General features: G+C 46.0%; 26 protein-coding genes. 18 read left to right on the forward strand and 8 right to left on the reverse strand.

Going from position 1 to position 25,135, the window contains the following annotated elements; all coding sequences use genetic code 11:
• Positions 1–7: 7 nt before the first annotated feature.
• Entirely contained in the window at positions 8–457 is a 450-nt protein-coding gene (locus RHEIN_RS03050; RefSeq protein ID WP_008897503.1) for a hypothetical protein, read from the reverse strand.
• Between the two features lie 158 nt (positions 458–615).
• Between RHEIN_RS03050 and RHEIN_RS03055 the strand changes: the two genes are divergently transcribed.
• Entirely contained in the window at positions 616–975 is a 360-nt protein-coding gene (locus tag RHEIN_RS03055; RefSeq protein WP_008897504.1) for a DUF3703 domain-containing protein, read from the forward strand.
• A gap of 67 nt (positions 976–1,042) precedes the next feature.
• Positions 1,043–2,617: an ATP-binding protein gene (locus RHEIN_RS03060; RefSeq protein ID WP_008897505.1), complete on the forward strand. Its 1,575-nt coding sequence runs from the start codon at positions 1,043–1,045 to the stop codon at positions 2,615–2,617.
• A gap of 48 nt (positions 2,618–2,665) precedes the next feature.
• Here RHEIN_RS03060 and RHEIN_RS03065 read toward each other — a convergent pair whose 3' ends face one another.
• A complete protein-coding gene (locus RHEIN_RS03065; protein ID WP_008897506.1) occupies positions 2,666–3,004 on the reverse strand; it encodes a DUF4144 family protein in 339 nt (112 codons plus the stop codon).
• Between the two features lie 244 nt (positions 3,005–3,248).
• Between RHEIN_RS03065 and nhaR the strand changes: the two genes are divergently transcribed.
• The gene (gene nhaR / locus RHEIN_RS03070; protein ID WP_008897507.1) at positions 3,249–4,160 is read left to right on the forward strand and encodes a transcriptional activator NhaR; all 912 of its coding nucleotides are present in this window, start codon (positions 3,249–3,251) and stop codon (positions 4,158–4,160) included.
• Here nhaR and RHEIN_RS03075 read toward each other — a convergent pair.
• A complete protein-coding gene (locus tag RHEIN_RS03075; RefSeq protein ID WP_008897508.1) occupies positions 4,157–5,371 on the reverse strand; it encodes a methyl-accepting chemotaxis protein in 1,215 nt (404 codons plus the stop codon). The genes nhaR and RHEIN_RS03075 overlap by 4 nt on opposite strands.
• Before the next feature lie 175 nt (positions 5,372–5,546).
• Here RHEIN_RS03075 and RHEIN_RS03080 point away from each other — a divergent pair, with 175 nt between their 5' ends.
• The 4 genes from RHEIN_RS03080 (at position 5,547) to RHEIN_RS03090 (ending at position 7,002) form a co-directional block, all read left to right on the forward strand.
• On the forward strand, positions 5,547–5,777 hold the full coding sequence (locus RHEIN_RS03080) for a ParD-like family protein (protein WP_008897509.1): 231 nt from the start codon (positions 5,547–5,549) through the stop codon (positions 5,775–5,777).
• A complete protein-coding gene (map, locus tag RHEIN_RS03085; protein ID WP_008897510.1) occupies positions 5,746–6,540 on the forward strand; it encodes a type I methionyl aminopeptidase in 795 nt (264 codons plus the stop codon). Before RHEIN_RS03080 ends, map begins: the two co-directional genes overlap by 32 nt.
• Positions 6,537–6,674: a hypothetical protein gene (locus tag RHEIN_RS21020; protein ID WP_008897511.1), complete on the forward strand. Its 138-nt coding sequence runs from the start codon at positions 6,537–6,539 to the stop codon at positions 6,672–6,674. Before map ends, RHEIN_RS21020 begins: the two co-directional genes overlap by 4 nt.
• 127 nt (positions 6,675–6,801) lie before the next feature.
• Positions 6,802–7,002 carry a hypothetical protein gene (locus tag RHEIN_RS03090; RefSeq protein ID WP_008897512.1) on the forward strand — a complete coding sequence of 67 codons (201 nt, stop codon included), beginning with the start codon at positions 6,802–6,804 and terminating at the stop codon, positions 7,000–7,002.
• 109 nt (positions 7,003–7,111) lie between these two features.
• Here the strand turns inward: RHEIN_RS03090 and RHEIN_RS03095 are convergent, their stop codons facing one another.
• The 3 genes from RHEIN_RS03095 to ppnP all read right to left on the reverse strand — a co-directional run bounded on the left by RHEIN_RS03095 (position 7,112) and on the right by ppnP (position 10,573).
• A complete protein-coding gene (locus tag RHEIN_RS03095) occupies positions 7,112–8,188 on the reverse strand; it encodes a calcium/sodium antiporter (protein ID WP_008897513.1) in 1,077 nt (358 codons plus the stop codon).
• 167 nt (positions 8,189–8,355) lie between these two features.
• On the reverse strand, positions 8,356–10,167 hold the full coding sequence (locus RHEIN_RS03100) for an ABCB family ABC transporter ATP-binding protein/permease (protein ID WP_008897514.1): 1,812 nt from the start codon (positions 10,165–10,167) through the stop codon (positions 8,356–8,358).
• A 124-nt stretch (positions 10,168–10,291) separates the two neighbouring features.
• The gene (gene ppnP, locus RHEIN_RS03105) at positions 10,292–10,573 is read right to left on the reverse strand and encodes a pyrimidine/purine nucleoside phosphorylase (RefSeq protein WP_008897515.1); all 282 of its coding nucleotides are present in this window, start codon (positions 10,571–10,573) and stop codon (positions 10,292–10,294) included.
• Between the two features lie 213 nt (positions 10,574–10,786).
• On the opposite strand from ppnP, the gene RHEIN_RS03110 reads away from it, so the two are divergent.
• From RHEIN_RS03110 to RHEIN_RS03140, 6 genes are all read left to right on the forward strand, one after another.
• Positions 10,787–11,482: a TorF family putative porin gene (locus tag RHEIN_RS03110; RefSeq protein WP_008897516.1), complete on the forward strand. Its 696-nt coding sequence runs from the start codon at positions 10,787–10,789 to the stop codon at positions 11,480–11,482.
• A gap of 9 nt (positions 11,483–11,491) precedes the next feature.
• Positions 11,492–13,606, forward strand: coding sequence for a methyl-accepting chemotaxis protein (locus RHEIN_RS03115; RefSeq protein WP_008897517.1), 2,115 nt, complete (start codon positions 11,492–11,494; stop codon positions 13,604–13,606).
• Between the two features lie 9 nt (positions 13,607–13,615).
• On the forward strand, positions 13,616–14,344 hold the full coding sequence (locus tag RHEIN_RS03120) for a hypothetical protein (RefSeq protein ID WP_008897518.1): 729 nt from the start codon (positions 13,616–13,618) through the stop codon (positions 14,342–14,344).
• A 152-nt stretch (positions 14,345–14,496) separates the two neighbouring features.
• On the forward strand, positions 14,497–16,134 hold the full coding sequence (locus tag RHEIN_RS03125) for a methyl-accepting chemotaxis protein (protein WP_008897519.1): 1,638 nt from the start codon (positions 14,497–14,499) through the stop codon (positions 16,132–16,134).
• Between the two features lie 109 nt (positions 16,135–16,243).
• The gene (locus RHEIN_RS03130) at positions 16,244–17,113 is read left to right on the forward strand and encodes a CPBP family intramembrane glutamic endopeptidase (RefSeq protein WP_008897520.1); all 870 of its coding nucleotides are present in this window, start codon (positions 16,244–16,246) and stop codon (positions 17,111–17,113) included.
• 296 nt (positions 17,114–17,409) lie between these two features.
• The gene (locus RHEIN_RS03140; RefSeq protein WP_008897521.1) at positions 17,410–17,634 is read left to right on the forward strand and encodes a DUF6429 family protein; all 225 of its coding nucleotides are present in this window, start codon (positions 17,410–17,412) and stop codon (positions 17,632–17,634) included.
• Positions 17,635–17,908: 274 nt separating this feature from the next.
• On the opposite strand, the gene RHEIN_RS03145 is transcribed toward RHEIN_RS03140, so the two are convergent.
• Both RHEIN_RS03145 and RHEIN_RS03150 read right to left on the reverse strand, forming a co-directional pair.
• Positions 17,909–19,840 carry an alpha-amylase family glycosyl hydrolase gene (locus RHEIN_RS03145; RefSeq protein WP_008897523.1) on the reverse strand — a complete coding sequence of 644 codons (1,932 nt, stop codon included), beginning with the start codon at positions 19,838–19,840 and terminating at the stop codon, positions 17,909–17,911.
• 90 nt (positions 19,841–19,930) lie between these two features.
• Entirely contained in the window at positions 19,931–20,197 is a 267-nt protein-coding gene (locus RHEIN_RS03150) for a DUF3081 family protein (protein WP_008897524.1), read from the reverse strand.
• 79 nt (positions 20,198–20,276) lie between these two features.
• Here RHEIN_RS03150 and RHEIN_RS03155 point away from each other — a divergent pair, with 79 nt between their 5' ends.
• The 5 genes from RHEIN_RS03155 to RHEIN_RS03170 all read left to right on the forward strand — a co-directional run bounded on the left by RHEIN_RS03155 (position 20,277) and on the right by RHEIN_RS03170 (position 25,130).
• The gene (locus RHEIN_RS03155; RefSeq protein ID WP_008897525.1) at positions 20,277–20,876 is read left to right on the forward strand and encodes a hypothetical protein; all 600 of its coding nucleotides are present in this window, start codon (positions 20,277–20,279) and stop codon (positions 20,874–20,876) included.
• A gap of 129 nt (positions 20,877–21,005) precedes the next feature.
• Complete coding sequence (locus RHEIN_RS03160) at positions 21,006–22,709, forward strand: M28 family metallopeptidase (RefSeq protein WP_008897526.1); 1,704 nt, start codon at positions 21,006–21,008, stop codon at positions 22,707–22,709.
• Between the two features lie 125 nt (positions 22,710–22,834).
• Positions 22,835–23,137, forward strand: coding sequence for a hypothetical protein (locus RHEIN_RS20870; protein ID WP_139056392.1), 303 nt, complete (start codon positions 22,835–22,837; stop codon positions 23,135–23,137).
• Positions 23,079–23,390 carry a hypothetical protein gene (locus tag RHEIN_RS03165; RefSeq protein ID WP_008897527.1) on the forward strand — a complete coding sequence of 104 codons (312 nt, stop codon included), beginning with the start codon at positions 23,079–23,081 and terminating at the stop codon, positions 23,388–23,390. The genes RHEIN_RS20870 and RHEIN_RS03165 overlap by 59 nt, the downstream gene beginning before the upstream one ends.
• Before the next feature lie 114 nt (positions 23,391–23,504).
• Positions 23,505–25,130 carry a M28 family metallopeptidase gene (locus tag RHEIN_RS03170; RefSeq protein WP_008897528.1) on the forward strand — a complete coding sequence of 542 codons (1,626 nt, stop codon included), beginning with the start codon at positions 23,505–23,507 and terminating at the stop codon, positions 25,128–25,130.
• Positions 25,131–25,135 lie beyond the last annotated feature (5 nt).

Genomic DNA, 25,135 nt, shown 5'->3' on the forward strand with positions numbered 1-25,135 from the left:
ATGCTGATCAGCTGTATAAACGGGGAGGTCGTTCCAGGCCTGAGGCCGTCAGAGGGAAAACTAAAGGGGTAAAACTAAGGATACGTTCGTTTTGTGCAGGTTCAGCCATAAAGTCCGATGGGTTGACCATCAATACCGCAGCGGCACAACTGACGGCACAACCTGAACAGGATAAATGATGGGTATCCATCATCTGGTGATCCACAAGCTGAGGCTCGTCCATAACGTGTAGGTCTGAGCCATCCGGCATACTGTTGTGCTCAATTGCCGCAGAGTGATGGCCATGATGCTCCATCATACTTTGATCTGTATTTGAGGATTGTGAATGACTGGCTGGATGTTCTGAATGATCAGGGCCACAACATAACATAGCGGCAGCTGCCACTCCTTTAAACAGGAGTAAGCTGATAAGCAAGAGTAAACTCACCCAGGATACGCGACCCCGATTTCTGTTCATGCTGTTTTGCTTGCCAGAGTTGCCCGATAAAATAATGTCGCCACCCTAATACAAAAAGCCCGAAAATTCAAGTCAAAGCGGCTCAGCACCAAGCCTTGACTGGGCAACAAAGGCGCGGCACAGTAAAGATTCTTTAGTCATACCTGAGATTTTTATTCATGCCTTCAGCTACAGAACAGGCCTATAGTTTTGAGATAAAACAAGCGCAGCAGGCGCGCCGCCAGCAGTTATGGCCACAAGCCTGGTCTCATTTAGAACGGGCGCATATTCTGGGGCAACATAATTTCGTGTTGCATCTGCAAAGCCACTGGCTCATGTTGAAACTGGCGGCGGATCAAACAAATTGGCCTGAAATTCGGGGCCAGTTACTTCGTCTGCTGTTAACTCCTCTGGGTCATTTAACCGGACTTTTACCTTTGGGCAATCCTGGCTCCAGTCGTTATCCGGTAATGCAACCTCTGCCTGTCCCTGAGGATCTCAAACATCTGTTATCAGGTACAAAAGATCCTTTGCAGTAAGCTGTAGTTCTTTATTTTGTGGTATGTTTTCTGATATCACTTTTGTTGCCCGCTAAGGAGTGCACGCATGCAGGTTGCCGCAGTTCCCCAAAATGAACAAAACAGATTAAAGGCTCTGCTTAAATTACAGATCCTTGATACTGAACCTGATGCGACTTTTGATGCTGTGACTTCGTTGGCCGCCACTTTGTTTCAGGTGCCCATTGCATTGGTGTCTTTGATTGATGAGCAGCGCCAATGGTTTAAAAGTAAACAAGGACTAGAGGTCTGTCAGACCGATCGTAAACTGGCTTTTTGCGCCCACGCTATTTTACAGCCCGATATTTTTATCGTCGAAGATGCGTCGCAAGACGAACGTTTTTCCGACAATCCGTTAGTCTGTACTATTCCGAATATTCGCTTTTATGCAGGTTGCCCACTGATCAATGAGCAGGGTTATGCCTTGGGCACTTTGTGTATTATTTCTCCTGAGCCACGACAAATGACGGAGCAGGACAAAGTTGTATTGCGTCAACTGGCTGCTCTGGTGATGGAACGGTTGAACGAACATAAGCAAAAGCTGCAGACCGAACATAAGTTGCAGTTGCTGGACTTGTTACTGGACTCTATTCCTGACGCTTTGGTGGCCTGTGACAGCGAAGGGCAACTGGAGCAATTTAACAAGGTAGCACGCGACTGGCACGGTGTGGATGTGCGCAAATGTGACTCAGAATTGTGGAGCCATTATTACGATTTATATGAAGAAGATGGGCAGACTGTATTATCGGTTGACCGAATTCCTTTGCTCAGAGCTTTTCACGGCGAACCTGTGGTAAGGCAGGATATTTGTATTAAGGCCAAAGGCCAGGCTCCACGTTGGGCGCGTTGCCGGGGAGAGCAACTGAAAAGCCGCTCAGGTCAGCTATTGGGCGCTTTAGTGTTGATGCAGGATATCAGTGAGCAAAAACGACTGGAACAGATGAAAACCGATTTTATCTCCACTGTCAGCCATGAGTTGCGTACACCTATTACCGCCATTAGTGGCGCTTTGGATCTGGTGATCCATCAGGTGCTGGGGTCTGTGCCTGAAAAGGCGCTGGCTATGCTGAAGGTGGCCAGTCAGAACAGCAAAAGACTGCAGTTGCTGGTGAATGATTTACTGGACATGGAAAAACTCAGTGCAGGGAAAATGGATTTTTATCTGCAGCCTTGTGATTTAGCGCAGGAATGTCAGCAGGCCATCACTCAAAATCAGCCCTACGCCGACAGTTTTGCAGTGCGATTATCTTTACTGAACAACGAACCCTTGATGATGCAACTGGACAGTCACAGACTACAGCAAGTGCTCAGCAACTTGTTGTCCAATGCCATTAAGTATTCAAAAAGTGGGGCTGAGGTTTTTCTGAGTTATTACCTGCTGGAGAACAAAATCCGCATTCAGGTGGAAGACAAAGGCGAAGGGATCCCGCTGCATTTTCAGGAAAAGATATTCCAGCGTTTTGCCCAGGCTGATGGCTCTGATACCAAAGCCCGTTCAGGTACAGGCCTTGGTCTTGCGATCAGCAGAGCCATTATTGAATCCATGGGCGGTACTATTGATTTCAGTTCTGTACCAGGGCAGGGCTCAGTGTTCTACTGCGATTTTCCAGTCTGCTCTGAATAAAATCATCTATACGGGTCTGGTGCTGGCAGAACATCGCAGTATTAAATTCTATGCTTCGTCAGCATCAGCCAAAAGGCCAATCAAGGCTGGGATGGACGGGGCCTGAATTTTTACCACACAACTTTGAGCTAAAGCAAAAAAATGAGCCTGTACCAGAGCCGTTAATTCAGACAACTCAAACTGCTTAAATAATGAAGGTAAAGCATAACTATCCTGATTCAGCTGATCCAGCAGATAAGCTTGTCCTGTTGCATCAATCAGCAGATCTTCTGGTGTTAAATAGGGCTGTTGTAACTGATACTGCTGCTCGAAACTGCTGAGGTCGGCCAGGTAAATAAGCTCATTCTGACCTGCGAATTTAAACATTGCTGGGTATTGGATCATCATCACTACTCTTTAGCGCTTTTGCGCCATTGTATCTGCAAAGTAGCTACAGTTTGAAAGATCACTGCATAAAAAAGCCCCTTGCTAGCTAGAGACAAGGGGCAAAAGGCGCGGATGGGCCTATGGGTTACACTGTTACTGTGAAATTCAGCAGGAACTATCACAACGAATACAGTTATACGCCCTTTACTTTGTCAGTAAAATTCGAATATAACTGCTGATATCTTCGTTAAAAATTGCGATTAAGATGACTCCTGTTAATTACAATCAACTCTATTATTTTTATCTGGTCGCTGAACACGGCAGTATTGCCAGAGTCAGTGAGCTGTTGCATATCACTCCCCAAACCATCAGTGGCCAAATCAGTGCTTTTGAACATGGCATAGGTACAGCCTTGTTTTCCCGTCAGGGTAAACGGCTGATCCCTACCGAACTGGGTGTCGTGGTGCAGCGTTATGCCGCTGATATCTTTCAGCTAGGAGATGAGCTGAAAGCTGTTCTGACCCGTCAGCACAGCAGCTGGCAGAGTTTTAGTGTGGGTATTACTGATGTACTGCCTAAAGCTTTTGTTTATGAAATGCTTAAACCTGTTCTGCAGTTGCCTATTAAACTGATTTGCCGCGAAGGCGAGCAGGCCGGGCTTTTATCGGAGCTTGCTATTAATAAACTGGATATGGTGTTGTCCGATCAGCCCATCCAGCCAGGCAGTCATGTTAAAGCTTACAGTCATCTTGTGACTGAGTCTCCTATGGCTGTCTATGCGTGCGAGGCCTTAGCAGAGCAGCTTAGTGCAGATTTTCCCAGGTCTTTGCACGATCAGCCTTTTTTGTTGCAGGGTAAAAAGTCCATTATTCGCCAGCAATTGATGGGGTGGTTTAATGAAGTGGAGGTGCAGCCTGATGTAGTGGCTGAATTTGATGACAGTGCCTTAATGCAGGCTTTTGCTCAGCAGGGGCTTGGTGCTTTTGCCGCGCCTTTACTACTGGAAGCTCAGTTGTTAACTAATTATAAGTTGTTAAAGGTAGGGGTGATCCACAGGGTAACTGAGCGTTTTTATGCCATATCACCCGAACGTAAGCTCACTCACCCGGCCGTGTTGCAGCTGGTCAAAGCGCTGCAACAGGATGGCCAGACGAATGCTGAGAAAACAAGTCGTTAAGCAGCAGAAAATGGCTGTAACTGCTGTTGAGTTCGCTTAGTACCAGACAACAACTGTTCTGTCGCCTGATCGATAGCCGCCATTTGCTGATAGGCCAGATTGGTACCCTGTTCAATTTCGGTCAGGTGATGGTGATTTTGCTCTGAGCTGTGTGCCAGTTGCTGCACATGCTGCTGAATATGGTTCAGCTGTTGCTGGGCATTTTTCAGTTGTTGCTCCAACTGGCTGAAATCACCGCTGGTTTGCTGAATTTGTTGTTGTGCTTCACCGGCTTGCTGTTGCAATTGCTCCGACTCATTTTTAGTGTCCCGCACCAATACATCCATTTCATTCAGAAAACCTGAGATCTGGCCTGTGGCGCTATTGACCTTGGCCGCTAAAGTACGGACTTCATCTGCCACTACCGCAAAACCACGACCAGCTTCACCAGCTCGTGCTGCTTCAATAGCCGCATTCAGTGCCAGTAAGTTGGTTTGATCGGAGAAGTTTTCCACCATCAATAAAATTTGCCGCACGTTTTCGGCGTTTTTCTGCAAACCTGTCACTGTGCCGCCAAAATTGGCCAACAGCTGCTCAATTTTATGCAGTTGGGTGGTCAGCTGGTTTAATTGAGTGCTGGCCGTTTTAGCGTTGTGTACAGTGCTGCTGGCCACTTCTATCACCTGATCGTTGCTTTGCACTATTTCAGACAAGCGTTGTAAAGACTGATCACTTTGAGAGCGGATCTGCTGGCTGCTTTGTTCTGCACCCTGCAATTGTTGTCTGGTGCTGTGCACTGCTTCTGCGACTTGCTGGTTGACATGAAAGTTACTGGACGCTTGCTGATGAATGTCCCGCAGCATTCCGGATAACTGATCAACAAATAAGTTGTATTGCTCAGATAAAGTGCGGAATTCGTCAAAAGTAAAAGCAGGTAAACGGGTTTTTAAATCGCTGCCGGCCTGATTCGCTTGTTGCAGTGCATACACCAAAGCTTTGACTGGGCGCACTATCAAGTAAACCAGATAACCTATGGTAAACATAAAAGCCCCGGTGCCGAGGATCAGGATCCACCACCAGCTTTGGTCGGCACTACCTTCATCCGGATAAGCCGCAAACATGGCCAGCCAGAAAATCAGCGTTAAAAAGCCGATATTGCCAACAATTTTTAATGTCAGGCTGTAAAAAAACTGCCGTTCGACCGCACTGTATATATCGTTAAATAAGCTCATGTCCTGACTCTCAGTCTAAGTTCCAAACCCAATTGCTGATGCTGAACTATAACCCACTGTTACAGAGGCATTATTGTTCTGTGTCATACCATAACCAGTTTTTCTGTTTTTTTTAAGTGCACAGAGCAGATTGTTTTTATACAATGCGTGTATGAATCGTATATGAAGTGTATCTATGGGCATAGTAAAAATATCAGACGACCTGCATGAAGACCTGCGCGAAGCCAGCAGAGTGATGGCTCGCTCTATCAATGCGCAGGCTGAATTCTGGATCAGAGTGGGCATGCTTGCTGAATTACATCCACAGCTTAGTTATCAGCAGTTGTGCCATAAATTACTGAAAAATAAATCTTCTACTTTGCAGGACCTATTGAATGAACTCGATCCATCTGAAAACCCAGGCTGAACTGGATATCCAACACAAAGCCGGGCAGCTGTTGGCGCAGGTATTTCTGATGCTGGATGATTTGGTCAAACCCGGTATCAGTACTATGCAAATTAATGATGCAGTCGAAGCTTTTATCCGTGGTCCGCTCGGGGCAAGGCCGGCCAGTAAAGGTCAGTATGATTATCAGTATGTACTGAATAGCTCCATCAACGAGGTGGTGTGTCATGGCATACCCAAACAGACGGACATTCTCAAAGAGGGCGATATTGTCAATCTGGACATAACGCTGGAAAAAGATGGCTTTATTGCCGATTCGAGCAAAATGTATTGTATTGGCAAAGTGAGTCCTTTAGCGCAGAAACTGGTGGACGTAACGTATCAGGCACTTTGGCAGGGTATTTATCAGGTGAAACCCGGCGCTCGTTTAGGAGATATAGCTGCTGCTGTACAACAGTACGCTGAGCGTTTTGGCTATTCTGTGGTGCGGGAATACTGTGGTCACGGTATAGGCCGTGAAATGCACGAAGAACCGCAGATTTTGCATTATGGCAAGCCAGGCACAGGACTGACGTTAAAACCCGGTATGGTATTTACCATTGAGCCTATGATCAATCAGGGCGACAGGCGTATTAAACAAAAATCCGATGGCTGGACAGTGGTCACCAAAGATAAAAAACTGTCTGCACAGTGGGAACATACAATAGCGGTGACAGAAACAGGTTTTTCTGTGCTGACCTTAAGACCTGAAGAGCACCATTTGTTACAACGGGCTTCTGCATGACTAAAACCCTATTCATTACAGGTTGCTCCAGCGGCATAGGTCATGGTGCTTTTACTTTGCCTTTATTGGCGCGTCTGATGCCACAAAAATGGCTGGATAAACTGCTGAGCCGAAAATTTAAGCTCTCCCGATAATCTTTGAGCGGGATCAAAGGCTTAGGCTTTATTCGAAAAATTGTGCAAATTTTCGTCGAAAACTGCTTGCCTGCTGGCTGATATTTCACCACTATGACAGTCGCTTTTTCTTCAGGGAGTGACTGCCATGACATCTAACTTTATGCGTACTGTGCATTTAAAAACTGCACAACAATTCAAAGAGCAAGGCCATGATTTGCAGTATGTGGTAAAGCATTTTCACAAAGTAGGTATACCGGAAGATGAAATACCGGAGTTATTGCCTCTGCTGGGTTTTGGCCTGAATGCCGACCCTTTAGCTTTACGCAATAAAAGTCGCAAAGACTGATATTAAACCAGGACGCCATCCAAAGGGTGGCATTTTAGTCTGTCTAGCGAAGGTATTGTTGTATTAAAAAAACAGGCCCATTCGGGCCTGCTGTTTAGAATATAAGCCTTTATGACCAACTAGCTTTTCTATTTTTTATCCTGTCGTGAATAAATGACGCGACGATATAAAACACCACCACTGGCAATAGTCCATACAAAATACCTTGTTGTAAGTCTGGCAGATAAGCTTCTTTTAACGCCACAGCCACCAGATACCAGGTGTAGGCGATATACAGCAGCATAAATAACAAACCTTCGATACGGTTCAGCGATGAGCCGATAAAAAACAGTGGTAAACACAACACTGCCACACCCACCATCACCGGAATATCGACCATAGCCATTTGTTCGCCTGCCAGCAGCGGGATAGGAGAGACCACACCTGCAATTCCTAGTACACAAAGAATATTAAAGATATTACTGCCAACTACGTTACCTACTGCTATGTCACGTTCACCTCTTAAGGTAGCAACCACAGAGGTCACCACTTCTGGTAGAGAAGTGCCTGCCGCAATAATAGTCAGGCCAATAACAGCTTCGTTTACCCCTAAAGCGCGGGCAATTTCTACGGCGCTGTCGACTAAAAAACGTGAACCTAAAACCAGTAATACCAGGCCACCTAATAACAACAACAGGTTTTGCCAGGCCGGAACTTTGGCTTTGAGCATTTCTTCTACTTCTTCGTCTGCTGTGTCCACCCCCTGAGCCTTGCCCTGACGGAACAAAAACCAGGTGTAGCTGACTAAACCCAAAGCCAGAATAGCAGCTTCAAAACGTGTAATAGCACCATCAAAGGTCATCCACATCGCCAATACAGAAACAAAAACCATAATAGGTACGTCCTGACGGATCAGTTGACGCGAAATCACTAAAGGCGAAATCATGGCGGCTGCGCCTAAAATAAACAGTACATTAAAGATATTACTGCCAACAGCATTGGCTATAGCCAGTTCAGCTTGTCCTGAGTAAGCAGCTTTAACACTTACAGCCAGTTCTGGCGCACTGGTACCAAAAGCAACTACTGTTAAACCAATGACTAAAGCTGGTATACCAAAAGAGCCTGCCAAACGCGCAGCTCCTTTTACCAGTAAATCTGCGCCAACGACCAATAACACCAGGCCGACCACCAACAAAAACCAGGTCATGCTGTACTCCATCTGATTATTTCAACTGGGCGCTAATTTAAAGGAAAAACAAATGACAAGGAAGGGCCAAGGCGGATTAAAGCCTTGCCAATAGTTTTGCGATAAGTTATTACCTTATGTAACCGGGTTCAGCTCTTTACCCGGCATTTACTCTGCTTAACTTATCTTTACTCAGCTTTAGTTTTGGCCTCTTGTTGTTTGGCCCACAGCTGTGCATAGAGCCCTTGCTGATCCAGCAGTTGCTGGTGTGTGCCTGATTCAGCCACTTCACCTTGTTGCAGTACTAAAATGTTGTCTGCATCAATCACAGTAGATAAACGATGAGCTATGACCACAGAGGTATGGTGTTTCGCCAGTTCACGCAAAGCTTTTAAGATAGCGGCTTCCGAGTGAGAATCCAGCGCTGAGGTGGCTTCATCAAAAATCAGAATAAGTGAGCCTTTTAACAACACCCTGGCTATGGCAATACGTTGTTTTTCACCGCCTGATACTTTTAAGCCCCGTTCACCCACTAAGGTTTGATCGCCTTGAGGCAAACTTTGAATAAAGCTGTCCAGATGAGCCAGCTTAATCACTTGATTCACTTCAGCTTCGCTCGCATCAGGTTTACCGTAGCGAATGTTTTCTCTGATACTGGTATTAAATAGCACAGTATCCTGCGGCACTATCGCAATGTTTTGGCGTAACGAGCTTTGAGTGACATCACGGATATCCTGGCCATCAATACAAATGCTGCCGTTCTGAATATCGTAAAAGCGGTATAAAAGCCTGGCTATGGTACTTTTTCCTGCGCCAGAAGCCCCAACAATTGCCAGTTTTTGACCGGGCTCGACCACAAAACTTAAGCCGTTCAGAATAGAGCGGCCAGCCTGATAACCAAAATGGACCTGATTAAATTCAATACGGCCTTGCTGTAATTGAAGCTCTGGTGCATCAGTTTTGTCTTTAATCAGCGCTTCTTTTTTCAACAGCCCCAGCATGTTTTCCAGATCGGTTAATGAGCGGCGGATTTCACGATAAACAAAACCTAAAAAATTCAAAGGAATAAACAGCTGCAGCATATAGGCATTCACCATCGCCAAATCGCCCAGCGTCAGCTCTTTATCCAGCACACCTTGTGCTGCCATCCACATCATCAGGGTAATAGCGACGGCAATAATCAACGCCTGACCTGAGTTTAACGCTAACAGCGACATACGGTTTTTTAGTTTGGCCTGTTCCCAGTTGGCTAAAAACTGATCGTAAGTACGCTCTTCATAAGCTTCGTTATTGAAGTATTTGACGGTTTCATAGTTCAGCAGGCTGTCGACCGCTCTGCTATTGGTGGCCGAGTCGGCCTGATTCGCTTCGCGGATATATTTGTTGCGCCACTCTGTCACATAAAAAGTAAAGGCCACATACAAAGCAACAGCGACAAAAGTTAAAACGGCATACCAGTACGAAAACAGCAGCGCAAAAATCACTGCGACCAGCAGTATTTCCAGCAGGGTAGGCACTATATTAAACATCAAAAACCGCATCAGAAAACTGATGCCGTTGGTGCCTCTTTCTATATCGCGGCTTATGCCACCGGTTTGGCGGTCTAAATGAAAACTCAGTTCCAACTGATGCAGATGATTAAATACCCGCAAACCTACTTTACGCATTGCATGTTCAGTGACCCGACTGAATAAGGCATCCCGCACTTCACCAAAAAAAACTGCGCCAAAACGTAAGAAACCGTAAAAGAAAAGAAACGCCAGTGGCAAAGTTAATACGGAGTTTAAGCTGGGATCTAAATCGTCGATGATAAGTTTGAGTGCATAAGGCAAATACAAAGTGGCAGCTTTAGCGGCCAGAAGCGCAGCCACAGCCAATAAAACCCGGCTTTTAAAGGCCCAGATATAGGGCCACATATACTGTACTGTTTGCTTTAGATTAAGAGCTTCAGTTTGTTTAGGCGCATCTGCTCTTTTGGCTGCTGTTCCCATACCACGCATAACTCAGTAGCCTCAAAAAGTAAAAAACGGTAGGGGCGGGTAAAGGGCCGGGGGACAAGCCACAGCCCCTACAACCCGCCCGTCTCAAATGACAATCCGGTGCCAGTCAAACCCAGCCTCCGTCTTATTGATAAGTGCAAAGATAAGCTGTGTCAGTTTCTACTTTTAATTGAAACTTAGTCTGGGCTGGTACTTCAAATACAGCTCCGCGCTCAAAGGTTTTCCACTCTGTCTGGTCTGGCAATAATACGGTTAAAGCGCCGCTAATCACAGTTAAAACTTCATGCTGACTGGTACCAAATTCGTAGTTACCAGGTGCCATCACACCTACAGTGGCTGATAAAGTTTCACCCTGAAAAGCGATGGATGTCACCTTGCCGTCAAAATAACTATTTACTTTAAACATCTGATTTATGCTCCTGAACAATGAAAGGACCAGTTAACCCGATTTCAGTATTGAAATAAAGAGATTTCTGGGTGTTTAGAAGTCTATATTCATATTAGGGAAATTGAATAGAACTCGGGCTTTTTTTACAAAGCCTTGCTATAACTTAGAGGCTAGAACCATGAATTTAATCTAAGTGATTGAATTTAATTCTTAATCAGCAGTGGAGTTTTTATGCGGATCTCAAAAAAAATCAGTTTTCCCGCTTTGTTTATGCTGGTGCTTAGCCCCGCAGCTCTGGCGAATTTAAGCTCTACAGTAACTCTTACCTCCAACTATTTATTTAACGGTATTACGTTAACCGAAGATGATCCTGCATTGCAGCCAAGCCTCGATTGGGCATCTGATTCAGGCTGGTATGTCGGAACCTGGGGCTCTAACGTCAGTTTTGTCGAAAACACAGATCTGGAAGTCGATTTTTATGCTGGTTATTACACTGAGCTTGGTGGTAACTGGGCGTTAGACCTTGGGGTGGCGCATTACACTTATTATGGCAGCAGCGAAAGCAGTGCTTTTGATTATCCTGAGGCGTACATCAAAGTGTCTTATGACAACACCAAACTCAGCTATTGGTATGCCAGCGATTACTTCGGTGCTGGCGGTGGCCATTATATTATTATGCTGACTCATACTATTCAGCTGACAGACCATCTGACGCTGATCCTCTCAGGCGATCGTTCAACGTCAACAGACACAGACAAATTTTTGCGCGACACAGATGGCACTTATCATCATTGGCGGGTCGCTCTCGCTGGTGAATGGTTAGGGGCAAAATGGACTGCCGCTTTTGATGACACAGATTTGGCGCTGGACGATTTAGGCGAACCCACTTTTTCGCTGTCAGTGGCAAAAACCTTTAATTGGCTTTAGGTGAAGATTATGCAGTTGAATTCCTTACGTTTTAAACTCACTTTTGGCGTCGCACTTTTATTGTCTATCAGTATTGGCAGTATGGCCTTTATTGGCTGGTATTCGATGACCAGCAGCAATGATTCTGCTGTCACCCGGCTGACTCAGTCGGTGCGCACTTTGGCTGAGCAAATTCTGACCGAAGCTGCACAGCGCACTGCGCTTGAGACAAGTGCTGTGCTGGACCGCAATTTTGATACGGCGAAAAACTTTGCCGCAGTGTTATCCGGCTCAGCTTCAGGCAGCGGTCAAACACCTTATAGTCGTGAGCAGGTGAAAGCGATGGCGGGTCATATTTTGGGCAGCAACCCCGGTATTTCGTCTTTGTATGGTCAGTTTGAACCTAATGGCTACGATGGTGCCGACAGTCAGTATTCCATCGCCAATGATCACAGCTCTAAAACCGGTTCTATGGAGATTTATTGGGTCCGTGAGCAAAATCAACTGAAGTTCGTACAAACCCCGGATCCTGCGGTGAAGTACAAAGATACAAAAAACGAGTATGGCGTGCGTGAAGCTGAATGGTATTTATGCAGCAAGGACAGTAAAAAAGCTTGTCTGATGGAACCTTATTTATGGGAAATAACACCTGGCAATCAGGTGCTGCTAACCTCCCTTGTGTATCCGGTCGTGACTCAGGATCAGTTCAGAGGGGTGTCAGGGGTTGATTTAAACCTGCCTGTATTGCAAACCCTATTACAGGCTCAGGCTGATTTGCTTTACGGTGGTAAAGCCGAACTTTATCTGATTAGTAAATATGGGCTTGTGGTTGCCAGTAACAAATATCCCGCTCAATTGGGCCAGTCGATTAAGGTACTTGATGCGGATTTAGCTGCACATTTACAACAGCAACAAGCGGGTGTCAGCTTATACAAAGATTCTATGCTGGTGACACAGCCAATCAAACTCGACAGTACCGAGTCGGGCTGGAAAGTTGTGGTCGCTGTGCCTGAAGCCACGGCTTTGGCTATGGCGATTCAGTTGGCCAATCAGCTCAATGCAGACTCAGCCAAAACTACTCAAAGCATGATTGGTTTAGGTCTGGTGTTGTTATTAGCTTTTGTCCTGTTAATGGCTTTGGGTCTGAAAAGCGCCACTGCGCCCATTTTACATATGAGCTTGTTGATGAAAGAGCTGGCAGGTTCTGAGGGCGATCTGACCCGGCAGTTAAAACAAAGTCAGCATCAGGAATTAAATGATATGGCGGATGGTTTTAACCTGTTCACTGCCAAATTACGTTCGATGATCAATAACTTAAAAGAGTCCTCAAAACTGATGCAGTACCAGTCAGAACAAATGGTAAAAACCACAGATCAAACCAATAGCTCTGTCAGCATTCAGGCCAGTGAAATTCAGAATGTGGCTTCAGCTATGCATCAAATGTCAGCCACTGCACATGAAGTTGCTAATCTGGCTGGCAGCACTGCACAGGGGGCACAGGAATCACTGGCAGCCTTAACTGATGCTAATCATTTGTTTCAGAATACGGTTGAGGCTTTTAAAACTGTATCTGTTGAATTTAACCATACCAGTCAGGGTGTGAATGAGGTCGCACAAAGCAGCCAAAAAATTAATGGCATTATTGATGTGATCCAGGCCATAGCCGAACAAACCAATTTGTTGGCACTGAATGCCGCTATTGAAGCTGCGCGGGCTGGTGAACAGGGTCGTGGTTTTGCTGTGGTGGCCGATGAAGTGCGGTCACTGGCGGCCCGTACCCATAGTTCGACAGATGAAATTAAAAATCTGATCCATGGGTTGCAACAACAAGTGACGGCAGCGGTACAACAAATTCATACCAATACCGACAAAGTCACCAGTACTCTGCAGGAAGCCGAAAGCTCCTATGAAAAGCTCTCTTTAGCTACAGCTGGTATTTCCAGCATAGCGGATAATGCTTTCCAGGTGGCTTCGGCTGCTGAGGAGCAAAATCAGGTCAGTGAAGAAATTAACCGCAATATTACAGCCATAGATGACGCGACTAAGGCTTTGCATCAACTGGCGAAACAAAACCTGTTGATCAGCAAAGAAATTGACACTATTACCGGAGCCATGGACGCTCAACTGGCGCAATTGCGCTGCTGAGGAACACTAGTGAAGCACTATTTGGGCTGGCTTTATTTTTTGTCCTCGTTAGCGCAAGCCGACCCTGTGCGGCTTGCCAGTTTAGACTGGCCGCCATACACCGGCGAAGGACTGCCGGGGCAAGGCGAAACTACTGTAGTACTCAGACAGGTTTTTACGTCCATGCAACTGGAAGTACAAACTGAGTTTTTGCCCTGGTCCAGAGCAATACGGGCAAGCGAAAAAGCAGGTGGTTTATACGTTGGCTATTTCCCTGAATACTATACCTATAATCCGGACTTCATTTTGTCGGACAGTCTTGGCATCAGCGAACTGGGTTTTGTTGAAGCCACAGCTAAACCATTGGGAGAGTTAAGTTTTTCTCTATTGCCTTTGCTACAGTTGGGGGTCGTGCAGGACTATATTAATCTGGCTGGAGTGGATCAGATGATAGCCAGAGGGCAACTGACACCACAGGTGGCTATATCTGACAGACTCAATGTTCTGAAAGTAGCCTTGGGCCGGCTGGATCTGGCGGTCATCGATCGCAGGGTTTTACTCTATTTGCTGGAGTACGATACTGAAATAAAACGCTTAGCCTCAGGCAAGGTGCAGTTTAACAGCAGCTTAACTGAACTGAAAACTTTACATCTGGCGTTGCGGCGGGAACCAGCGCATCAGCAACTGATAGAAAAATTTAATCAGCACTTACAAAAAGTGAAATCTGTGTCTGCTGCAATACCACCGACTTCTGATTAAGATTTGTTAATTTGTTACAAAGGTTAATCAGCTCTTGCGCTAATGCAAACAACTTCTAGACTTGAATCAACTATGGAATTTTTCTTGCGGCTCGCCCGGGTCTCGCTTGTGCCATAGGGTCATCATTCGCCTGAACGGAATCGGAGTCTGTTATGAAAACAAAATTTGGTTTAGCCGCTCGTCTGTCATTCTCTTTTGCCATCCCTTTATTCCTGATGCTGTTGTTGGCAGCTACAGGCTTGCTTGCAATGAACAGCATGAATCAGGGGTTGAAGACTGTCTATCTGGATAGAGTAGTACCACTGAAAGGCTTAAAAAATATCGCGGATTTATATGCGGTTTCGGTGATTGATGCAGTGAATAAGGCCCATTCAGGTTTGTTAACCTCAGAGCAGGCGCTGGTTCAGGTGCAGACAGCACAACAACAGATCGATGTTGAGTGGGCAAGTTTTATGGCTACAACTCTGACGGCTGAGGAGCAACAGCTTGCTAACCAAGCATCAGCTTTGTTTAACAATGCTGATGCTGATATCAAACAACTGGTGTTGTTTTTACGGCAACAAAGCGGGGATGTCAGCGGAGCTTTACAGGATTTTAATGGCCCTTTGTATCTCAGTATTGACCCTATCAGCGAAAAAATTACCGAATTGGTGAACTTGCAGTTGCAGGTGGCAGAAACTGAATTTTTGGCCTCTGAAAAGTTGTATAACAAGGAAGTTTGGTTGATCAGTATTTTAACTTTGGTTGCTGTGTTGGCTGCTATCACTGCCGCTAGTTGGATAGTGCGTCATACCCTTGGGCATTTAGGTGGAGAACCTGAATATGCTGCCATGATAGTGCGTAAAGTAGCTGCCGGAGAGCTCGATATTCAAATTGAATTAAAGCAGCAGGACAACTCCAGTTTATTACATCATTTGCGCGCTATGGTGGCGCAGTTATCTGGCATAGTGGGGGAGTTAAAACTGGCGTCCGGCGCTTTGGATCAGGCAGCTGACGAGTTGGCTGTCAGCAGTGAAAAAACCACAGATCAGTTGATTTTGCAGCACCAGGAAATAGAAATGGTGTCCACCGCTATGAATGAGATGAGCACTTCAGTGGCCGATGTAGCGCAAAATGCAGTGACCGCAGCACAAAAAACCAATGAAACTGAAACTAATCTGAAATTAAGTGACGAGGTAATGGCAAAAACTATTGCCGCCATTGAGTCTTTATCCAAAGACGTCAGCCAGACCACCAGCGTTATAGAGCTGTTATCAGCTCAAAGCGCTGAAATAGGCCAGGTGGTGGAAGTGATACGAGGTGTGGCAGAACAAACGAATTTGCTGGCTCTGAATGCTGCTATAGAAGCTGCACGGGCGGGTGAGCAAGGCCGGGGTTTTGCGGTAGTGGCGGATGAAGTTCGTACTTTGGCCAGTCGTACTCAGGACTCCACTCAAATGATCCAGGCCATGATCAGTCGCCTGCACGAGGGAGTACAAGCTACTGTCAGTGCCATGGCTGGCAGCCAGAAACAAGCAGGTCATACCGTAGACTTTGCAGCAGGAGCTTTGGAGTCCTTCGGTAAAATCAAAGGTTTTGTGAATCTTTTAAATCAAATGAATGAGCAAATTGCCAGTGCAGCCGAACAACAAAGCATAGTGGCCGAAGACATTAACCGTAATGTGATGCAAATTAAAGGTGCAACGGAACTGACCGCCAGCGCCGCCGATCAGGTCGCCCGCTCCAGTGTAGAACTGAAACACATTGCCAGCAGGTTGGCAGGCCATGTGAATTACTTTCGTTTAGCCTGATAAAGCAAAGCCCTGGCTAAACTTTAGCTATGCAGTGGCCGCGCTTGGCCACTCTGTTTCATCTGTGGTGCTAAATTAACCGCGCTTACTCTTAGTCTCAGGAATGCTGATGATCTTGAATCAAAATGTAAAACAATTGTTAGTTAAACTGCTTGTGGCAACCACAGCCATAGTCATGGCAATCGCATTATTTCGATGGGGGCTGTTACCTGCAGTTCAGTGGCTGTTTCAGTTCGAGGAATACACTATAGCTATCATCAGAAGGGCTGGCATCTTTGTGTCTGTGGTTTTGGCTTATTGGGCTTATGTCAGGTTTTATGAAAGACGGCAGGCCAATGAGCTTCGAATAGCCCCAGTGGCCATTGCTGTCGGAGCTATTTCTGGTGCGGCCATTATTGCGCTCATCTCCTTGTTTTTGTTTGCTCTTGGTGTGTATGAAATCAAAAGCTATCAGGGCCTCGATCACGCTCTGCTGGGGGTGGCCGGGGTAATTTTAGTTGCGGCAACTATTGAAGAAATTGTATTCCGTGGAGTGTTGTTTTTGGCGCTGGAAAAAGCCTGGGGCACAGTGTCCGCGCTCTGGCTGCAGTCGCTTATCTTTTCAGTATTGCATATAGCCAATATGGATTCTCAGATGGGAGTGTCAGAGTTAGTGATGACAGTGATCTCAGGCACTCTGCTTGGCGCATTCTGGACTTTGATCTTTATTCAGACCCGCAGTATCTGGGTAGTCACGGCCAATCACGCGGCCTGGAACTTTGCCATAGTACTGACAGGTTTGCCACTTTCAGGTCTGGACGAATGGACAGCTGTCGCTCCCATCGTAAGTACTTATCAGGGGCCTAACTGGTTAAGTGGGGGAGTGGTTGGCCCTGAAGACTCTATTATCACAGTAATAGCGGTGACAGGCATCATGATTGGCTTGGCGTTCTGGGCCAAAAAAACAAACAAGTTTGTAAAGCAGGCTTCATGCATTTAATGGGTAGAAGTGTGAATAAGCGCTTTATCTTTTAAGTTGAATACAGTGCTTGTTGCACTCTATTCAACTGCGCTGCAGTTCATCAAGCTCTGTGCGCTGGCGTGGCAGCAAAGCTATCTCCAGCCCCATTAGCTTAAAGTAACACCTCAAGCTATCCAGTCGTGGATTGCCGGTATCATTTTCAATATTGCTGACCACCTGGCAGCTTAATCCCAGCAAGTGGTAGGCCAGCTGGTTTGTGCAAACCGGCCGAAGTGTGGCTAAACCAGTTTCAGCACACCAAAGTGGAGAAGACCATGGATATTGATGAAGAGAAAATAGACGAAGCTGCCCTGGCTTTGCTTTATCTGACCTTGCATGAACAGCGCCGGGCATGGAAGCAACTGGATTGGGATGTGACAAACCGGCTTTATGAAAAAGGTTTTATCCTAGACCCGATAAGCAAAACAAAATCAGTGGTCTTTACGGATGATGGGCTGAAAAAGGCAGAAGAGCTTTTTAAAACACTGTTTTGTAAGTAGACATCAGCACAGAGATAGCTTTTTGAGGCTTTGGGCGTATCGTAGTGCAATAAGCCAGGCTTGCTCCTGATGATTTATTCTGTTGGATTAAGCAGTAAAACAGGGAGTTTTGATTTGAACTGCTCAAAGGGCTTGAGTATTGCTTTGGCTGTGTTGGTCGAAGTGTTGCTGTTTTCATTTTGGTTATTTCGGACAGCTTGTGTGAATCAGCCCCAAAAGTTAAAAGGCGCCAGTGGCGCCTTTTAACTTAAATATAACTCTCCAGCTCAAACCATCAAAACTTCAATACCACAGACTCCAGTGGAGCTAAATCGATTTGCACTGAAGCTTGATCACCTGCCACTTTTAACGAAGCTTTACGTTCAGACAACATATCTTTTAATTCAATATCGCTGCCGCTCAGCTGCCATTGTTGCAGTAAATCTGCCGGCAGTGTGAGCGCAAAACTAGTGGCTGTAGCTGCAAAGTTGCTGGCTACTATCGCTTTGGTTTTATCGTTAAAACGGGCGAAAGCATAGGTTTTATCGGTGTACCCTTTTGTGGTTTTATTCACTGTATGCAGTTCCTGGTAAGCACCGTTAAATACCGCTTCTGTAGCCGATAAAGTCATTAGTTTTTTATAAAACTCACGCAGTTGTTTTTGCTCGTCCGTCAGTTTTCCACCATCGTATTTACCGTCATTCAGCCAGTTTTGATGAGCGGGTACACCAGCGTAATCAAAAATAGTAGTGCGGCTTGGGTCGCCAAAACCTGAATCCAAAGCGCCTGCTTCACCTACTTCCTGACCAAAATACAGCATAGTTGGAGAGCTGCTGATCAACGCTGACACCACCATAGCGGGTTTGGCTTTATTGGCGTCACCGGCAAATTCAGGGGCGGCAATACGCTGCTCGTCGTGGTTTTCTAAAAAGTGCAGCATATGGTGTTCAATATCAGCCATACCTTGCTGTACGCTGGCGATAGCATCAGTGCTGCCTGTGCCTTGCATTACTAATTTCAGGCTGTCGTACATTTCCACTTTGTCGTACAGATAATCCATTTTGCCTAAACGAATGTAGTCGCGGTACAAGGCCGGGTTATACACTTCAGCCAATAAAAAGGCATTTGGGTTCTTCGTTTTAATGCTGGAGTTTAAAAAGCTCCAGAATTCCACCGGCACCATTTCGGCCATATCAAAACGGAAACCGTCTACGCCTTTATCCAGCCAGTAGAAGGTAATATCACGGAATTTCAGCCAGGAGTTGGGTACGTCTTTGCCTTGCCAGAAGGCGGCGTGTTGCTGTACTGATTTAGTGGCGTAGTCGGCAGGCAGGCTATCAAAGTCGTAACTGCCGTCTGGTTTGACGCCGTAGTTTACTTTTACGGTTTCATACCAATCGTTAAAATCCGGCTGAGCCAAACGAGAGCCATTGCCTGTCCATTTCGCCGGGTTTTCTTCAAATTTACCGTCCGCCAATGGATGCGCTTCGCCGCCTAAAGGTTGATAACCATGTTGTGGTTCAGGTACCTGAAAAGGCTGGCCCACAACGTAATAAAAGTTATTGTCGCGTTTGTATTCAACACTGGTGTCGTCATTGGCACCAAAATCTTCAATACCTTCGGGTTTATGCAGTGACTGGTAATGACGTGCCACATGGTTTGGCACTATATCAATAATGACTTTTAACCCTTGTGCATGAGTGCGGTTGATCAGCGACTGAAATTCTTCCAGTCGTTTGGCCGGGTCTACTGCTAAATCCGGGTTGACGCTGTAATAATCTTTGACCGCATAAGGCGAACCTGCGCGGCCTTTCACCACATCAGGGTCGTCGTGGCTAATGCCATAAGCACTGTAATCGCGGATCACGGCATGGTGCAAAATGCCTGTGTACCAGACATAGCTTGCGCCCAGCTCTTTAATGCCTTTGAGCGCCGCCTCATTGATATCGTTAAATTTGCCAACACCGTTTTGTTCAATAGTGCCCCAGGGCTGATTGGTGTTGTTGCTATTGCCAAACAAGCGGGTGAACATCTGATACACCACAACCTTGCCTGTCTGAGCTTCGGCTTGTGCCGGGGCTGGTTTTTCTGCTGCTTTTTTGATTTCTGTAGCTGGCGTCTGGTTTTGCACTGGCGCTTTACCGCAGGACGCTAATAAAGCTATAGCCAGAGCACTGAGCAACCAGGCTTTTTGGCGGCTGCTTTTGGAATAAATAGAAAATTGCATCTTCGTTTGTATCCATGTCGTTTTTCCTTATGCTATCACAGGCCATTGGCACTGAACTCAGGCTGCATACGTTTGCAGTTGTGGTCAGACTTATTTGGCATCTATGCGTTTTAAGCGCTGGATAAACTGCTCTATATGTTCTTCGTCTTTTGCATCTATATGATATTTTTGATGAAAACCTAAAGTGACAGTCACCTGATCAGCCATGAAATATAAATCGTAGCCATCAAAGCCGCTGGCGATGGTCATACCATCGAGTTCAAAACCTTTGCCAAAAGGAGTGTCCACTGGCTTGCCTTGCTGTTCGACTTTGCTGAATACTTTCATCAGCAATTTTGCATCTATTAAGTTTTGCATCACATTTCCTGTTGTTGTGGCGCTTTGCGTTTTTGCCGCTAATAAAGGTATAGTGCGGTGACTAAAAAGGAGTCCACTGATGCACATAACTAAAAAAACACTACTTATCAATACCTTCACTTTAGCAGCTTGCCTTACGTCTTTATCTGTTGTGGCGGCACCCAGTCCGGCACAGCTGCAGTTTTTTGATCAATTAAAATCGCTTTGTGGTAAAGCTTTTGCCGGTAAAACCACATTGGATAATCAGCCAAGTGCGGCGTTTAGCGGCGATATGGTGATGCATGTGCGCGATTGCAGCGACACACAAATTCAGGTGCCTTTTGTAGTGGGTGAAGACCGTTCACGCACCTGGATTATTACTAAAACTGCTGATGGCCTGCAGTTACAGCATCAGCATAAACATGAAGATGGCAGCGATGACATCTCTACTATGTACGGTGGCCACACAGCGACTCCTGGCTGGACTGAAGCTCAGAGTTTCCCTGCAGATGATTATTCTAAAAACCTGTTTATCAAAACTAAAATGCCACAGTCTATCGGCAACACCTGGCATATGTATTTATACCCTAACGAAAGTTTTAGCTATAGATTAACCCGCGAAGGCCGTGAATTTCGTGTGGATTTTGATTTAACTAAAGCAGTCGCTTTACCAAAAGCAAACTGGGGCGCGGCTAAATAAGCTGAACGAGCGCCATTTCTCCTTTAACGGGGCAAAAGCTGCGACCACTGATCTGGTGAGTTGCAGCTGTCTTGGTTAGTATCAAATAGTATTTACTCAAAAACTTAAAAATTATAATCCGGGAGTGTTATGAAACCACAATTTTGGTTTTCAGCCACAACGCTGACCATGATGGCCGCTTTAACCTTAACAGCTTGTTCTAAACCAGCTGAACCAGAGCAAAGCGCGACCACTGCAGCAGTTGAACCAGCCAAAGCCGCCAGTGCTTTGATGGGGACAGAGTTTAACTCAGCGTACAAAGACTACCTAAAAACTCTGGCTTCTGATGAATTTCAGGGCCGTATGCCTGCCACGCCGGGCGAAGAAAAAACCATTAACTATATCTCAGAGCATTTTAAGCGCATTGGCTTAAAAGGCATTAATGGCGATAGCTACCTGCAGCCTGTCTCTTTAGTGCGTATTGATCCTAAAGAAGTGTCTGGCATGCAACTGTCGGGCGACAAGCTGAACACAGAGCTGAAATACAAAGAACAAATGATGGCCTGGACCACGCAAGTAACGGAGCAGGTTGAAGTCAAAGACAGTGAACTGGTGTTTGTAGGTTACGGCATAGTAGCTCCGGAATACGACTGGAACGACTACGAAGGCCTGGATGTCAAAGGTAAAACAGTGGTGATGTTTGTCAACGATCCGGGGTTTGCCACCAAAGATCCAAATCTGTTTAGTGGCAATGCCATGACCTATTATGGTCGCTGGACTTATAAGTTTGAAGAAGCGGCCCGTCAGGGGGCAGCTATGGCGCTGGTTATCCATGAAACTGAACCTGCATCTTACGGTTGGCAGGTTGTAGCAGGAGGGTCACCTACTAAGTTTGATCTGATCAATGCCAATAAAAATATGGACAGATCCAAAGTAGAAGGCTGGCTGACCACTGAATCAGCTCAGCAACTCTTTGCTTCTATGGGCACTGATATAGACACTATGCGTCAAAAAGCGCTGAGTAAAGACTTTGCAGCAGTGCCAATGGGAGTGAAAGCTTCGGTTTCGGTGAAAAATAATATCAGCGAACTGACGTCCAATAACGTGATGGGTTATATCGAAGGCTCAGAAAAACCGGATGAAGTGGTGCTTTATATGGCGCACTGGGATCACTTAGGGATGGATTTCTCCAACCCAAAAGACAAGGTTTTTAATGGTGCGCAGGACAACGCCAGCGGCACGGCCGCCATCATGGCCTTAGCTGAACATTTTGCGAAAGCGCCTAAACCAAAACGTTCAGTGGCTTTCCTGGCTGTTACGGCTGAAGAGCGTGGTTTATTAGGTTCTGCCTGGTATGCACAAAACCCTGTGTTCCCGCTGAACAAAACCGTAGCAGGCATCAATATGGACGTGATGAACGTCTATGGTCCGATGAAAGATATGGTGGTGGTTGGCTATAACAACTCAGAGCTGGAAAGCATTCTGACCAAATACACTGAACAGCAGGGCCGTTATGTGGCACCTGAGCCAAGCCCTGAACACGGTTCTTTCTACCGCTCAGACCACTTCAATCTGGCCAAAGTAGGTGTGCCTATGCTGTACGCTAAAGGTGGCATCGATAGTTTTGAGCATGGTAAAGAGTGGGGCGCCGCTAAGAAAAAAGAATACAACGTTTGTTGTTACCACAAAGCCGCTGACGAATTTGACGACAGCTGGGATTTACGTGGTGTGCAGCAGGATATGAATGTGTTCTATCAGGTAGGTAACGAGCTGGCGAACTCTGAACAGTGGCCAAACTGGTTCGAAGGCCGTGAGTTCCGTGCAATTCGCGACGCCTCTTTAGCAGCCAAATAAACTGAAAATGGGGTCAGATCACATTGTTAACAGTTAACACTGTGATCTGATCCTGTTTTTGGCTCTGGTGATTGATGACCTTTCAGATTAAAGTAAGGGCAGACATTGCATTCGATTGATATTTAATGAAAAAATTGCTTTTAATCCCTTGCCTGCTCGTGATTTTGCCACTACTTGAAAGCCTGTTTATGGGAAATGCGTTGGGGTTGCAATGGCACAGCCCACGGCTAATGTATCTGGTTAGTGCTTATCTTGTTCCTGTTAAATTACTGCTGACGCTGGCAGCTTTGGTGTTACTTTCAAGAGCTGAAGTTCCGGCCTGGTTTAACTACCTGAAAATACCAGTAATGATAGCAGGCACTCTACATAGTGTTATTCTTGCTCTGGTATCTATGGTTTATCTGGCGTCTGGCGTCTGGTGTCAGTGAACAGTCCGACCGTGAAAACGGCAATATTTATGTTTATACCGTTGATACTGGCGCTATAGGCAAGTCTTATCACTATTTTTCTTACCTTTGCCGCAATGAGTATGGTTTCTACAGGCTGCAACCCATCGCCAAACTGGACTGGCTGGGAGAATTTAGTTTTTACCAGCATGAGAATTTACTGATGATAGAGCATTCCGATCGTTACATGGAGCATGTAAAACAACTGGAGTTAACTGCATTTGGTTGCGAATAAGCTACGGTACGCAGATTGTTCAGCAGGTCATTTATTAACTGACGACAAGGCAGACTTTCGGTTTTGCCTTACATTTAGAGGCCAATGTACCGTGCCTTTTTTAAGGAATACAACATGAAGAAGATATGGAGCATTCTTGCTCTGACCTCTGTATTTGCAGTCTGTGCTGCTGATGAAGCTTTGGTACAAACCGACTTTAACCCTAACTTTTCCGGCTATTTTGAAAAGTTAGCATCGGATGAAATGCAAGGCCGCGCTCCTGCCACTGAAGGTGAAAAGCGCACTGTGGCTTATCTTGAAACTGAATTTAAACGCTTAGGTTTAACCCCTTATAAAAACGGCAGTTACCGTCAGGCTGTGCCTGTGGTGCAAATTGACCCTGTGGCTGTATCGGGCATGACTTTAACAGGGAATAAAACGGCTGCTACTCTGGGTTACAAAACCGATATGATGGCCTGGTCGACCCGTATGTTGCCGGAGATTAAGCTTGAGAACAGCGAAATGGTGTTTGCCGGTTACGGCATAGTGGCACCTGAATACAACTGGAACGATTACAAAGATTTAGATGTAAAAGGCAAAACAGTGGTCGTGCTGGTGAACGACCCGGGTTTTGCCACTCAGGATGCCAAACTTTTTACCGGCAATGCCATGACCTATTACGGCCGCTGGACTTACAAATACGAAGAAGCGGCCCGTCAGGGCGCTGCTATGGTGCTGATAGTGCACGAAACTGAAGCCGCCAGTTACGGCTGGAACGTCGTTGCTGGCACCAGTCCTATCCGTTTTGAACTGGCCAATGCCAACAACAATATGCACAAAGCCGAAGTGGAAGGCTGGTTATCGCTGGACGCCGCCGAGCGTTTATTTGCCGCCAATGGCAGCAGCTTAAAACAGATGAAAGAGCGAGCCTTAAAGCCAGACTTTAAAGCTATACCACTGAATGCCAAAGCCAGCATCAGTATCAAAAACAACCTGCGCGAAATTGATTCCAATAACGTCATAGGTTTTATTCCGGGCAGTAAAAAGCCGGATGAAGCTGTCATTTATATGGCGCACTGGGACCATTTTGGTCTGGATTTCAGCCGCAGCGACGACAAAATTTTTAACGGCGCACAAGACAATGCGGGCGGTGTAGCTGCTTTATTAGCGCTGGCTGAAAAGTTTAAGCAAGGTCCGGCACCAGAACGTTCAGTCGCCTTTCTTGCTGTTACAGTGGAAGAGCGTGGCTTGTTGGGCTCTGCCTGGTATGCCGAAAATCCGTTGTTTCCGATGAATAAAACAGTGGCCGGTATCAATATGGATATTATGAATGTGTATGGTCCTATGCGTGACGTGATGGTGTTTGGTTACGGCAGCTCAGAGCTGGAGCCTATACTGGATAAATACGCTAAAAAACAAAACCGTTATATTGCCCCAGAACCTACACCACAGGATGGTTTTTATTACCGTTCAGACCACTTTAATCTGGCGAAAAAAGGTGTGCCTATGCTGTACGCCCGTGGTGGTATTGACAGCATGGCTCATGGTAAAGACTGGGGCCTGCAGCAACGTAAAAACTATGTCACAAATTACTACCACAAGGTCAATGACGAGTTTGATCCCAAGTGGGATTTACGGGGTTCACAACAGGATTTATTTCTGTTTTATCAGGTAGGCTTAGAAGTGGCGAACAGCCAAAGTTGGCCCAACTGGTTGCCTGGTAAAGAATTTAAAGCAATCAGGGATAAATCATTGCAGTAGTGATT

Origin of the sequence: Rheinheimera sp. A13L (assembly GCF_000217935.1) — a bacterium.
Lineage (GTDB): Bacteria > Pseudomonadota > Gammaproteobacteria > Enterobacterales > Alteromonadaceae > Pararheinheimera.